Origin of the sequence: Budvicia aquatica DSM 5075 = ATCC 35567 (assembly GCF_000427805.1) — a bacterium.
GTDB lineage: Bacteria > Pseudomonadota > Gammaproteobacteria > Enterobacterales > Enterobacteriaceae > Budvicia > Budvicia aquatica.
In genome coordinates this window covers 92,020-105,848 of the sequence record NZ_ATYS01000005.1, presented here as the reverse complement: position 1 = coordinate 105,848, position 13,829 = coordinate 92,020, and the positions used below count along the sequence as shown (strand labels likewise).

The window sequence follows — 13,829 nt, the reverse complement described above, 5'->3', positions numbered from 1 at the left end:
TAATACTCCCCTCGTCATCCCGTTGCCCAATGGAGTGGCGACGAAGTTCCCTCCTCCGTCATCCCCGCGAAAGCGGGGACCCAGGTTTTGGCTAATCCGTTAGCGCTTGGCTTAAGGGCTGGACCCCGTTTTTCAACCACTACTGTCCGGGATAAACACCACAATATGTTGGTTTTAAAAGGGTCAAACGCAGGGAGAGCTTTCCGTTGGGGTCGTAGCGGCGAAAGCCGCCGGAGCGCCCGTAGGAAAGGTAGGCCCGGAGCCTATTGAGCTTAAAAACATCACCCCTCGGCCGCTAGAAAAAGATTATATTTCGACATTCTTTTTGCGGACGAAATTTACGATAAAACTAAATTGAATCATTTTGTCATCAATTGGTTGAAGTGGACTCTATTTATCCCGGACAGCAGTGGTTTTTCAACGGGGTGACGAAGAAATTTGCACCCTCGTTATTCCCGTTGCCCAACGGGGTGGCGACGAAGTTCCCTCCCTCGTCATCCCCGCGAAAACGGGGAGCTATTTTATGCAGGCATGATTAAAATGAGGTTCGCTTATAGCGGCGGTACTGAGGTTGCCAGAAGCTCTTGGTGATATTTTCCCTGAGCGTATCGTCCGAAATATTGGCCGCAACACCGGCCGCCTGCGCCTCTTTCGCGACGTTATAGGCGATAGCCTGAGTTACCTGCTGAATATCGTTAATATCCGGCAGCAGCGGGCCATAGCCGTCACGGGCCAGCGGTGAGAAGTCGGCCAGCGTTCGGCTTGCCGCCATCAGCATACTTTCGGTTACGCGCCGGGCCTGACTGGCTATGACGCCAAGTCCTATGCCGGGGAAGATATACACGTTATTACACTGAACAATCGGATAGACCTTATCTTTATAGGTCACCGGCTCAAACGGGCTGCCGGTCGCGATAATGGCATTGCCATCGGTCCAGCGCAGAATATCTTCCGGGCGGGCTTCTACCCGAGAAGTCGGGTTGGAAAGCGGCATCACAATCGGTTTCTGGCAGTGGCTATGCATTTCCCTGATAACGTCTTCGCTGAATAGCCCCGGTTGACCGGTTACGCCAATCAGCACCGTCGGTTTAGCATTGCGGATAACATCGATAAACGAGAACGCATCGCTTTGGTTTTCCCAATTGGCTAACGCTGAGCGCGGCTGCGCCAGATTACCTTGGAAAGGCGCCAGATTAGTCTGGTCGTCGGTTAGCAGGCCAAAACGGTCGACCATATAGATATTGGCGCGGGCCTGTGCATCGGTTAAACCTTCAGACACCATTTGCGCCACGATATGCTCGGCAATACCGCACCCGGCAGAGCCGGCACCCAAGAATACCACTCGATGATCGCGCAGCGGATTATTCGCGGCGCGGCAGGCGGCCATTAAGGTACCCAATGCGACAGAGGCCGTACCCTGAATATCATCGTTAAAGCAGCAGATTTGATCCTGATAGCGGTTTAGCAGAGGCATGGCGGTATGCTGGGCAAAGTCTTCAAACTGTAGCAGTACGTCAGGCCAGCGGCGCTTAACGGCGCTGATAAACATATCGACGAATTCAAAGTACTCATCGCCGGTGATGCGCGGATGGCGCCAGCCCATATAGAGCGGGTCATTAAGTAACTGAGAATTGTTAGTTCCCACATCGAGCAAAATAGGCAATGTCTGAGTCGGGCTGATACCGCCGCACACGGTATATAGCGAGAGTTTACCAATCGGGATCCCCATACCGCCAATACCCTGATCGCCAAGACCGAGTATGCGTTCACCGTCAGTCACCACAATCACTTTAATATTCTGTTTGGTGGCATTATGCAAAATGTCGTCAATCATATGCCGGTCGGGCCAGGAGATAAAAAGCCCCCGGGCCCGGCGGTAAATATCAGAGAAGTGCTCACAGGCATGGCCGACAACCGGGGTGTAAATGATGGGCATCATTTCTGAAATATGGGTACCGACCAAATGATAAAACAGCGTCTCGTTGGTATCCTGAATGTTGCGCAGGTAGATATGGCGTGCAATATCAGATTTGATATCGAGAAACTGTTGGTAGGCCCGCTGCGACTGCTCTTCAATGGTTTCTACCGCCGCCGGTAGCAGCCCGTGTAAATTAAAGGTTTCCCGTTCATTACTGGTAAATCCACTGCCTTTATTTAGCAGTGGGGATTCCATCAATACTGAGCCCGTATAGGGGATATACAGTGCATTCTCGCTTGCTTCATGAAACATATTAAATATCCAAATACCTAACGATGAAGATGTTCAGTCGAAATAATTCAAGCTGCAGCCAAGGTGCCTGCAACTTGAATTAAGAGTTAGAAGGGATTGCTATAAATGTCTTGGGTTAGAACAACATAAAGTTAACCAGTAGCATGGTTATGATGCCGCCTATCGCCGGAATCAGCGTTCGCCTGACTATCATAAACGGAGAGCATTCACCGGCCTTACTGACGGCAATAATGATACCCGCGACCGGAGAAATGGAGCGTCCCATACCGGCCATCAGCTGCATCGGCAGAATCATATGAACCGCTTCCTGACCAAACTTGCTGGCGATAGACGGGGCCATGCCTGAGAAGGAGAAGAAGGCGGCAACACCGGAACCGGTTAGTACCGCAGTCACACCAACCAGCAGCGTCATCAGAATAGTCATGCTGACGAAGCCAAAGCCGGCGTTTTGCACCGATACCAGCAGATAGTCGATGGCCCCGATTTTTTGCATACCCTGAGCGTAGATATCGGCACAAACCAGTAACGAAACAATACTGGTAAACATGCTGCCCATGCCCTTGAAGAACACCTGAACCCCTTTACAGCAGGCGCGGAAATCACGCTTCACCAGCAGTTCGCAGAGAAATGCCGTCATGGTGCCAAGGATCATGGCGGTAACCACGTCTATTTTGATGGTATCAATGATCAGCGGGCTGAATATCAGCACCAGCGCTACCGGGAAGATAGGCAATAATGCATAGAACGTTGGCACTCGCTCTTCCTCTGCATTTTCAACCTTGGTAACGTCTTGAACCACGACAACGTGACCATCTTTTTTATCGTAATATTTAGCGGTAAAGAACACTAATATCGACACAACCAACATAACGGCAACGGCTACCGGCATCTGGTAATGGGCGAAGTAGATAGCCGTTTCCATTCCGGCATGCTTTGCCGCCAGGTTGGCTGTTCCTACGGCCGGGCCGAGGTCCATAAAGGCACACAGACCAATCATCGAAGCCGCAGCGGCTTTACTCACGCCTAAACGAACCAGCACCGGGAAGAAGGTAACCAATAACAACATGGCTAATCCGGCGGCGCTTGAAATCGCTACGTGCAGCATCTGCGCGCAAATATAGCCCAGTGCCAGAATCAGGTACGGTGCTTTAATAATTTGCAGAGGACGAATACAGACGTTAACCATGGCGTTTGACGCTTTGATATGGTCCATGTAGCTTGCGAAGCCGCCCGCCGCCATGATGATCAAACCGATACCGGCCACCTGAGTTGAGAGTGAACCTTTTGCGAAGGCAAAAATATCAATCCAAACTGAGCCCGTCGACTTTGCTTTTTCGTATAAGATACTGTTGTCGGGGTAGAAAATGGCGGTGATAGTCAGTAAAGAAAGACCGGCCAGTAATAATACCGTCTGGGGTTGGTAGTTCTTGATGATTAACCATGCAGCAATGATAGTAATCACTATTGCGATTATAAATGCAGTCATGAGGGTGCCCTTTTATTTGTTTTTCCGAGTAGAAAAAACTGCTGTTAAATAACTTTTGTACTTAGCTGGAGCTGGTGGCACGATATAATCTATATGCCGGTTAGTTATGCGGTCATAGTAGGAGTAAGGCGCGGCGGGCAGAATGAGAAAATAGTTTTCTCACAATAATTTGTGCGCAGGATCTCATAACGCCAAAGCATGAGTGACAACGTTTAACCAACTCTTTTTTATTTTCAGCTTTAGCGATCGTTAACAAGACTTTTTTATTTAGCATATATTTAATATTAGCGGGTCAACTGGAATACCAAGAGACAGAGACGAATGAAAAATAATGATTTATTGACGCTAGAAAAATATATTTCACAGACTACGCAATTACATTCATTAACTGAATCAGAGTGTCGATTGGATGCTTACATTCAGGCTCATTTCAATGAGCTGCCATTTCATGGCATTGTCGATCTCGCCCGTAATGCCTCGGTAAGCAAAGCCACGGTTGGCCGTTTTTTAAATAAGTTGGGATTTACCGGTTATTCGGCCTTTAGGCGTGAACTGGAAGAAGCACTGTCGCAGCAGAAACTGGTGCCGCCGTTCGAGCTGGCCTCCCGGGCTCAGGGAAAAGCCAAAGTGACTACGGCGGAGATCGTCTCTGAGTTTAATAAGAATGTCACCATGCTGTTTGATAGCTTCAAAGATAATATCGATATTGACAGTCTGGATGAGTTTATCGATCTTATTCTCGATACAGACCGGCATCTCTATGTAATAGGTCCTTCTTCGTCTCACGCCATGGCCAAACATTTTACCACCCTGATTAACTATTTTAGGGATCGGGTAACGCTGCTTTCGGTAGACGTTGGTGATTTGCCGAAAGCCTTACTGAATTTATCCAGTAAGGATGTGCTGATTGCCTTTTCCTACTATCGGTTTAACCGGGTGGTTATTCGGGTGACCGAATGGTTTCGCAAGAAGGATGCGGTGGTGGTGGTAGTCACTAACTCAGAATCTAATCCGTACGGTAAATTCTGTAATCTACAGTTTGTGCTGCCCAGCGATGTTCAGTCGGTATTTAAAAGTCGAATTATCGGGTTCTTTTTTGTCGAGCTGGTACTGCATTTAGCCTATGAGAAGGGAGAAGGAGAAGGGAATTTTGAACAGTTGGAAGAGCTGTTTGTATTTTTTGAACTCTTTTCACCATTGCCTAAGTAAATAACTATGTGAGTAAAGATCCCCAAGCGGTAGCCCGCTTGAGGAATCTTAGCAATATCAATCGGTTGTTTTTATTTCGTTATGTTTTTATCAGTAGCATCAAAGAACGCCAGCGTTTCGTCGATCAGCGCGTCATTACATCCTAAGTAAGATAATGGATCGCAGGCAGCAACGATCTCTTCTTCGGTTAAGGTTTCGCGAATTTGGGCATTGCCGAGCACCAACTGCTGTAGATCCTGAGTTCCGTCCGCCTCTTTAACTAACGTTTTCATAATGTGGTAGCCCTGATCCCGGCCGATCTTATCTGCCAGCCTCATGGATACAGATTCCGACATAATGAAGTTTTTCGACGCGCTAAAGTTATCTCTCATCTTCTGCTTATCTACCACTAGGTGGGCGATCAGGCGGCAAGCTCGCTCCAGGCTGGTGGAAAGGCTTAGTGCCGACTCCGGAACCAAAGACCAGTTCAGCACGCGCATCGAAGCGGCCCGCACATCTTGCTGATCGAGCAGGTTTGTTGCGCCTGATGCATACATCCAGCCCATACGGGACAGGGTTTGGATCATATTACTGGCCCGCGGGTTCGTTTTGTGCGGCATGGTACTGGAACCGCCACCGCCTTCACCCTCTCTGAGCTCTGCAAAGGACGGGCGACCCATGGTTTCCACGTCGTTAGCTATCCGGCACAGGGTGCCGTGCACCAGCGCAAAAAATTGAATAACCTGCACGATGTTATCCTGACTGGCGTTCATCATGCCGATTGGCTTAGATAAGCCTAGTGATTTCATCAGATTATTGCGGGTAGCGATGCCATCATGACCTACCGATGCAAGGTTTCCTACCGCGCCGCCGAATAAACCGGTCGTTGCCGTAGGGTAGAGATTATCAAGACGATGAATATGCCGGGTTAACTCGCTCAGATAGCTACTGACCTGCAGCCCCCAGGTGGTTGCAGACGCGTCGACGGAGTTCGTTCTGGCCACCATCACGGTCGCTTTGTGTTCCAGCGCCATAGTTTTTAGGTTTTCACCAAGTTCCATCAGCTGGCGGCGCAGCAAAAGCAGCGTCTGTTTCATTCTCATCGCCAGTGCGGTATCTAATAGATCCTGAGTAGTGCAGCCCCAGTGCAGGTATTTCTTCACCAGCGGGGTACCGGCATCGGTGATTTGATCTACCAGCGGCTTGATCGCCATTCCGACGATGCGTGTTTCTTTCGCCAGTCGTTCCCAGTCAATGTCTAAAGACCGACAGGTTGAAGCTATTTCTTCGGCGGCCTGAGCCGGAATAATATCTAACTCTGCCTGTACGCGGGCTATCGTCACTTCAAATTCCAGCCAGCAGCGAATTAAGTTTTCATCAGACCAAATCTGCTTCATCTCCGGCTGAGTAAACAGGGATGAATACAGCTCTGAATCAAATACTGAACTATGACTACCTCGCATTATTGACTCCAAATATAAGTAGATGAACGATATTAGTGCATGGTTTATGCCCGCCATACGTCAATTGTAGGGGAGGGGGACGGCGCTCGCTTACCTGCGACTTCAACCATTTTGGGCATATATCTATTGCGGTCGATAACGCAAAGTCTGGTCTAATTACCGGCTTATAAAAATGAGAATATGAATTTCCCCTGAGCCTCCCCGATTTTATTGCCAAAAACGTGATGTGCTTAACACTAATCTATTGGGCGGTTGGGCATGCGGTTTGGAGGCATGAATTTTCAGCAGAATATTAGATTTATCTCGAAATTGACATCAGGTGGCGGTATCCCAAATCGGTTTTTCAACGCTATTTTTGATGATTCAAATCAGCCTATCACCTTATTTTTCTTATCTTTTTTTATTTTTCAGTGGATATCCCCCATTTTTGGGGTGGTTTGAATAAGGAATTGCAATTTCATATATTATATATAATATATGAAATCCCAAGATAATAAGAAGGATCAGAGAATGAAAGATTTGGGAATAACCTACCAAGATGTATATGACCTGCTCCACCGGGCCTGTACAACAATCTCGCCGGATGTTCTTTATCTGATGCGAAACGCCGTCGTACAGGAGAGTCATCCGGAAGCGAAGGTATTTTTAGAAACGATGATCGACAATGTTGCACAAGCTACGTTACAGGATAAACCGGTATGCCAGTCACCCGGCTTTCCGACTGTTTGGATCCGTTTTGGTGAATATTTTGATATGGGACCACTGTTAAGTTATTTACCAAAGGCGCTGACTCAGGCCACGCAAGAAGGGTTAATTCGCCCGAGTATTGTTCACCCTCTAACCCGCCACAACCCGGGAGACAGTACCGGTCTGGGTGTTCCTAATATCGAACTTCGTTATGTTCCGGACCAGCCATTTGTCGAAATTATCATGAGTGCAAAAGGCTGCGGCGCTGAACTGGGAAATATCTCTAAAATTTTGACGCCGGCGACGTTAGGTAAAAACTATAGTGGTCTGAAACAACTGGTACTGGATACCGTAATTAATGCCGGTGGTTTCCCTTGTCCGCCTTCAGCAATAGGAATTGGTCTTGGTGGGCAAATGGATATCAGCGCGAAGCTTAGTCGTGAGGCGATCAGTACGCGAAGTTGGCTCGATCATAATCCGGATGCGTTGCTGGATGAACTAGAACAAGAGCTACTGGAGGACATCAATAAGCTGGGTATTGGCCCCGGAGGTATCGGTGGGAAAACCACGACGCTAGCGGTCAAAATAGCTTATGCGGCCACTCATACCGCTATATGCCCGGTAACGATTAATTTCCATTGCTGGGTGGCTCGTCGTTTTGGCGTGCGGATATACCCTGACGGCCGCCGTGAATCACTATTTCAGGTGGAGGAATAAGAATGGCAATTTATGAACTGACCCTGCCTTTACAGGATGCCGATGTCGAAAAGCTGGCCGTTGGTGATGCAGTTTATCTATACGGTACCTTATGTACGGCACGTGATATGGCGCATTTGCAAATGCGAGAACGGGTTGAAAGCGGTAAACAACTCCCGGAGCAGATGAAAGGTGGTGCCATTTTTCATGCCGGTCCGGTAATGATAAAAGACGCCGAGAATAACTGGCAACTACACGTAATAGGGCCGACAACCTCTATTCGTATGGAGCCTCATGCTGAATTTGTCGGTAGTCTGGGCGTTAAGCTTATTATAGGCAAAGGTGGTATGAGTTCCGATAGCCTGCAAGCTTTTCGCCAATATAAACAGGCTTATCTTCAAGCTGCTCCGGGCTGTGCAGTAGTTTTAGCCACGGGAATCAAAAAGGTTAAAGCCGTTCACTGGTTGGAGAATGGTATGCCGGAAGCCATGTGGGTATTAGAGGCACAACGCTTTGGTCCGTTTATCGTTACTATGGATTGTCATGGCAATAGCAGGTATGACCTTGTTAAAAAGCAGGCGCGTGAAATAGCAGAAAAAGTGATGGCTGAAAAAAACAGCGGATAGAAAAATCTCTTCTCCGTCACTCCGTTTCTCAATGGAGTGACGACATAAATGGCTTACATCATGTAGATATAATTTCTGGCAGCTATTCGTTAGCTTCATGACTTAACTTGGAAAAGTAATCCTGCAGTTTTCCATAGGAACGGGATTTGTGCATTAGCATCAGTTCTGCAATTTCTTGCCCTTTTTTAGCCTCTATCAGGCGTATCATCTGCCTGTGCTCTTTTAATGAAACGGTCACAATATCCGGGAATAAGTCAAAAATAGTCTTGGTACGGCGCTCATTACTGAGCAGTTCACTGAGAATTTTTTTTAGGTAGGTATTGTCACTGGCTTCGACAATAAGCTGGTGGAACTCCCGGTTAACGTTAGAGTATTCCGAGTAATTTTTCTCTTCAGCCAATTTTTCGCTTCGGTGAAAGACCCCTTCTAGCGCCGCTATAAGTTCCGGCGTTGAATTTTCAGCAGCCAAACGTGCCGCTAAAGGCTCAAGGTTCTTTCTTATCTCTAGCATATCTTGCATTTCTTTGACTGAAAGTTTCTTAACCCGCGAGCCTTTATGCGGGCTCATTTCAATCAAATCTTCCGCCGCCAGCTCTTTTAGAGCTTCCCGAACCGGAATATCACTACTGTCATAAGAGACGGCTAACTGATGAATAACTAAACGCACATCCGCTTTTAATTCTCCGGACAGTATCCTGCGCTTCAAATCGTCGTAAATCATCTTTGCTTTTGTTTTTGTTATCATTGTCATAGAGAACCAACTTCAAATTACGGAACAGCAATCAGCGGATTTATTCGCCAATTCTACTAAATAAGAGCGCTAATTAGTAGAACTATACTTTTATCGCACGGGCTCAATATAAGAAAAATCAAACGCATATTGTTAACGATAAGAAGAATAGTCTTAAGAAGGGAAACCAATAGTTAGCAATCACCCCATAGTTTGCGGTAATCCATTTGAGCAAGATACGATTTGTGCCGTAGTAACGGTGAGAAATAACGCGACTTCAGGCCCTGAAGCGTAAACCTGTGCGGGAACCTTTACCTAAAGGTTCCCGCAGTAATAGGCCTGATTTACTCACATTAGCCGAAGGTAATTGATTAATGGCGTTATACCTGCATATTGGTCCATCGTTTTAATATAATAAATAACACTTTCAGATGCGTTGAGATCAATGGCCTGTGCAGCATCGAAAAATTTCTTCTCAATCAAATCATAATCAGCTATATCGCAAGAGTCTGAAACTGAATCAGTATATTTCTGTCCATTATTCAACGTAATAGTCACACTGGCCTGTCGTTTAGGAAAACGTTGTGTTGCCTGTGAAGACTCTGTAACAACGATCTTTTTAGCTAACGCCCTAACCGCCGGATCGCTTAAAACATCCGGCTTAAACTGCTGTAATGACACTTTGCCGAACAGGATGGCAACGGCCATGCAATAAGGCAAAGAGAACTTAGCCTGATCTTCATTATCAGCCTTAAATTCACCGGTCAGCGAGACTGCTATCCGGTAGGTTTCTACTTCGATCTTTACAATATTATTTGGATCTGGTCGATGGCTGTTTAATAGATTGAACGTGGCATCCAACGGAGAGTTTGTATGCCCGCATGAGGCATAAACCTTGTAAAACGCGGTATCTGATAGCAGTCCTGTTTCACCACAATGGATTAAGCTATCATGGTTATCTTGTGTACTTGTTGCCGCAATAAACCCTTTTTTACCGGTAATCGCATCCGGTGCGCCGGTAAATCCACCTTCAGCTAAACAGGCGGCATAAATACCGTTCTGACAGGCATGGCCTATATTTAGTGCTTTTGCATGCGATCCAAAAGAGACGGTAAGGCCACCGCTCAAGGTTGCGACAATACCTAATGCATTATTGGTCTGCTCCGCGGTCAACTTCATTATTGAAGCTGCCGTCGCCGTTGCAGCAAAAGCGCCACAGGTTCCGGTGGTATGCCAATAAGCATAATGGGAAGGGTTTACCGTTTGTCCAAGGCGGATAAACAGGTCGTAACCAATAGCCAGCGCCTGTAGAAACTCCTTACCGGTGATATTGAGTTTCTCACCTAACGCTAAAGCCACTGGTAACGTCACCGAGCCCGGGTGTCCGATCGCTTTACGATGACCATCATCCAGCTCAGAAACGTGACCAATTATACCATTAACCATAGCTGCACAGGCCGCGGGGTATTTTCCGCTCGCCCCGATGATAACGGCGTCTTGTTTACCACCGATGTCTGCAAAAAGCTGGCGCCCGATAATAGCCTGGGGATAGTCAGCTCCGGCAATGGCACAGCCTAACCAGTCGATAACCCGGTATTTCATATCAGTAATCAACCGCGGTTCTATACTTTCATAACGACAATTGACAATAAAGTTGGCCAGATTTTGTTGAATCTTATCTTCCATCATTGACTCCTCAAAAAAGCATACCTGAGAGAGCTATTTTCCCAAGTATGCTTCTATCTTTTTATGCATGCGTTATCACGGAAGTACAATGGTAAACGTCAGAATAAAATTGACGATGGCACACAGAATCAGCTGAATTGCGTTGCGTTTCACAATCTGGAAAGGTGAAACTCCAGCGATACCGGCGACGGCAACAATTGCGCCGGTAACCGGTGATAATGTACGGCCAAAGCCGGTCATGGTTTGTAGTGGTAATAGCATCGCGGCGGAAGGGACGCCAAGCTTAGCGGCAATCGCCGGGATTAAAGCAGCAAACGAGAAGAATGGTGCATTACCGGACCCCATGAGAAAAGCAACGACGCCAATAATCAGGCTCATTACAATAATCATAAAGCCAGCCCCCATTCCGGCACTTTCAACGCCGGAGATCAGCGAATTAACGGCACCTATCGCAATAAGACCTTCGCCGAAAACCTGACCGGCGATGATCAAGGCAACAACGATGGTTAATTGCTTGCCCAGCCCCTCAAAGAAAGACTTCATACCATTTAGCACTTCTAAGGTGTCGCGACGACGCAGAAAATCAAAAGCCATCGCAATTAAGGTGCTCAAAATAATTGCGGAAGGAACGCCAACGTTTATATCAATACCAAATTGCCCCAGAACTACCGGGTTAAATGACAAGAGAATAATTAATGGAATAATCGGCAACAATGCATAAATCTTAGGTACCGAAATGCCAGCTTCAGCCTGCTCCCTGTGAAATTTTTCCTGCAAAAGAATGTCTTCCGGATCGGGACCTTCACGCCGCTCCCAAAAACGCTGAACAAAATAGTGGGAGATCAACATCACCAGCAGCAGTGGAAAGTAAATTTTCATCTGCCAACTGAAAAAGTATTCAGCCCATTCAATGCCGGAAGTTTTAGCCGCCAACAGACAGTTAGCCGAGCCGGGCCCTAAATCAAAGAACCGGCTAGAACCGATAATTGCAACGGCGGTAAGCCGCGAAACTCCGGCTCGAATCATCACCGGGTAGAGCGTCACCATTAGCATCAACGCCAGCCCGGACGCACTGGGAATAGCCATGCCGATAATCTGAGAAATAATGAAGCCCATGCAGGCCAGCATATAAGGTGATTTAATGTATTTTAGTGGTCCACCAACAACAGAGTAGAGAGCCTGTCCGGCGTTGAGAGTATCCATATAGCGTGAGAAGCCCCCCATCGCCATAATGGATAAACCAAGTCCCCCTAGATTGGAAGACATAATGTTCTGAACTACCTGAAATATATCAAAAAAACTGCTACCTGTTGACTTCTTAACTGCTAGGCCTGGTCCCAAATCGAGTAAAACAGAGGTACCGAGTAAAATAACGCCAGCGACCAGTAATACTGCGGTAGCATAGCCTTTTCTCGCAATCATCCACGCAACCCAGGCGATGACAACGAGCGAAATTGTTAATCCCATAGCTTTATCCCCCACGAAGAAGCAACATATTGGTGTCAGCAACTTCGCTCAAAACAACAGTCTATTAATGAGTAGTAATAACCTACTCACGTAACCATGGACGTCGTCCTTGCCTATGTATCCTTACAGAAAGGGCAAAGCCGGATAAAAATCGGTTGCATCTTAAGCGTTAAAAATAACGGATAATAATTTTGGATATATTGATTTTTCTCCGTTAATTAACCGGCTTGATTGTTCTATTTAGCTGCGCTTGATTTTTTCCCCGACTTTGCCACAAACAACGTCTTTTTTGTCGTTTAGCTAAACCTTACTGAACCGTCACTTTTGGCGACTCAGCAATAGATTTATCCGTCAACTCCTGACCGATGCCCGGCAAATCCGGGATCTCGTATTTCCCATTTTTAGGTAGATAATCGTATTTACAGGTATCGCGGTTGCCTTCAAGTAACGCATAGCGGTGTAATTCATGAATACCGAAGTTTGGAATAGCGCATTCCAACTGCAGCGAGGCCGCAGTCATAATCGGCCCACCGCATACGTGGATCTGGCAGGTTGTGTCATAGATATGGCCCATATCGCATATTTTCTTCGCTTCGGTGATACCGCCGCAGGTACCAAGGTCAGGTTGAATTAAATCGATAATGTGCTCTTCAAAGAATGGACGGAATCCCCAGCGGGTATAGATGCGCTCACCGGCAGCGATCGGTATATTAATATTGTTTTTAACTTCTTTGAGCTGGCCGTGATTTAACGCCATGACCGGTTCTTCATAGGCAGAAATACGCAGGTCTTCGATCATTCGGCCAAAACGGATCGCTGAAGCGGTATCGGTTAACGCATGAGCTTCAACGATAATATCCACTTCATCGCCAACCGCGTCGCGGATGGCTTTTAAACGTTTATATCCGACCATCAGCTCACGGTCAGCAAACACACCATATAGGTTACGTTTCTTAGCTACGCCCTGTTCATCAATTTCATTTACGTCTACTTTTATTGCATCATAGCCGTCGGCCAGGGCCTTCTCTGCCGCTGCAGCATACTGTTGTGGCGTGGTAAGTATCTCTTTTTTAGCCGCATCACCCCAGCCAAACTGTAGCTGACTGGCATAAGTCCGCAGCGTATCCCGACACTTCCCGCCCAGCAGTTGATAACAGGGTACATTTAAGGCTTTTCCTTTGATATCCCAAAGTGCAATATCGATAGCACTCATCCCGGCAGATACAACCGTTCCTCCCCCTTGTCCCCAAAAGGTTTTTTTCTGCATCTTGTCCCAGATTTTTTCACTCTCCATTGGGTCCATACCGATAATAATGCTGGCTAAATCTTTAGCCATACCAAAGCCGGCTGAAGCACCAATACCGTAAGCCATGCCGACTTCACCGAAGCCAGAAATACCTTCATCGGTATTAATACGCACAACGATAGGGCGCCATTTAGAGACCGCTGACTGCAACGGATTTTTCACATCAATAATATCGACGCTGACAATTTTCATTCTGTTTCCCCTTTATGACAAAAATGTATTAAGACGCTATGGCAACTGAGATATAGGCCTTTTTGCTGAAAT

Annotated in this window: 10 protein-coding genes; 3 read left to right on the top strand and 7 right to left on the bottom strand. The window is 46.9% G+C overall.

What is annotated here, in order from left to right; all coding sequences use genetic code 11:
- Positions 1 to 535 precede the first annotated feature (535 nt).
- Both YWE_RS0103760 and dcuC (YWE_RS0103755) read right to left on the bottom strand, forming a co-directional pair.
- The gene (locus YWE_RS0103760; protein WP_029093322.1) at positions 536 to 2,230 is read right to left on the bottom strand and encodes an NAD-dependent malic enzyme; all 1,695 of its coding nucleotides are present in this window, start codon (positions 2,228 to 2,230) and stop codon (positions 536 to 538) included.
- A gap of 115 nt (positions 2,231 to 2,345) precedes the next feature.
- The gene (gene dcuC, locus YWE_RS0103755; protein WP_029093321.1) at positions 2,346 to 3,716 is read right to left on the bottom strand and encodes a C4-dicarboxylate transporter DcuC; all 1,371 of its coding nucleotides are present in this window, start codon (positions 3,714 to 3,716) and stop codon (positions 2,346 to 2,348) included.
- A 321-nt stretch (positions 3,717 to 4,037) separates the two neighbouring features.
- Here dcuC (YWE_RS0103755) and YWE_RS0103750 point away from each other — a divergent pair, with 321 nt between their 5' ends.
- Positions 4,038 to 4,925 carry a MurR/RpiR family transcriptional regulator gene (locus tag YWE_RS0103750; protein WP_029093320.1) on the top strand — a complete coding sequence of 296 codons (888 nt, stop codon included), beginning with the start codon at positions 4,038 to 4,040 and terminating at the stop codon, positions 4,923 to 4,925.
- 71 nt (positions 4,926 to 4,996) lie between these two features.
- Here YWE_RS0103750 and YWE_RS0103745 read toward each other — a convergent pair whose 3' ends face one another.
- The gene (locus YWE_RS0103745) at positions 4,997 to 6,367 is read right to left on the bottom strand and encodes a class-II fumarase/aspartase family protein (RefSeq protein WP_029093319.1); all 1,371 of its coding nucleotides are present in this window, start codon (positions 6,365 to 6,367) and stop codon (positions 4,997 to 4,999) included.
- A gap of 510 nt (positions 6,368 to 6,877) precedes the next feature.
- Between YWE_RS0103745 and YWE_RS0103735 the strand changes: the two genes are divergently transcribed.
- Positions 6,878 to 7,771 (top strand): fumarate hydratase, encoded by an 894-nt coding sequence (locus YWE_RS0103735; protein ID WP_029093318.1) that lies wholly within the window; start codon positions 6,878 to 6,880, stop codon positions 7,769 to 7,771.
- Positions 7,772 to 7,773: 2 nt separating this feature from the next.
- Positions 7,774 to 8,376 (top strand): FumA C-terminus/TtdB family hydratase beta subunit, encoded by a 603-nt coding sequence (locus YWE_RS0103730; RefSeq protein WP_029093317.1) that lies wholly within the window; start codon positions 7,774 to 7,776, stop codon positions 8,374 to 8,376.
- Positions 8,377 to 8,458: 82 nt separating this feature from the next.
- Here YWE_RS0103730 and YWE_RS0103725 read toward each other — a convergent pair whose 3' ends face one another.
- The 4 genes from YWE_RS0103725 to YWE_RS0103710 all read right to left on the bottom strand — a co-directional run bounded on the left by YWE_RS0103725 (position 8,459) and on the right by YWE_RS0103710 (position 13,757).
- Positions 8,459 to 9,127, bottom strand: coding sequence for a GntR family transcriptional regulator (locus tag YWE_RS0103725; protein ID WP_029093316.1), 669 nt, complete (start codon positions 9,125 to 9,127; stop codon positions 8,459 to 8,461).
- A gap of 327 nt (positions 9,128 to 9,454) precedes the next feature.
- Positions 9,455 to 10,792, bottom strand: coding sequence for an MmgE/PrpD family protein (locus tag YWE_RS0103720; protein WP_029093315.1), 1,338 nt, complete (start codon positions 10,790 to 10,792; stop codon positions 9,455 to 9,457).
- Positions 10,793 to 10,867: 75 nt separating this feature from the next.
- Complete coding sequence (gene dcuC / locus YWE_RS0103715; protein ID WP_036014968.1) at positions 10,868 to 12,259, bottom strand: C4-dicarboxylate transporter DcuC; 1,392 nt, start codon at positions 12,257 to 12,259, stop codon at positions 10,868 to 10,870.
- A 307-nt stretch (positions 12,260 to 12,566) separates the two neighbouring features.
- Entirely contained in the window at positions 12,567 to 13,757 is a 1,191-nt protein-coding gene (locus tag YWE_RS0103710) for a mandelate racemase/muconate lactonizing enzyme family protein (protein ID WP_029093313.1), read from the bottom strand.
- Positions 13,758 to 13,829 lie beyond the last annotated feature (72 nt).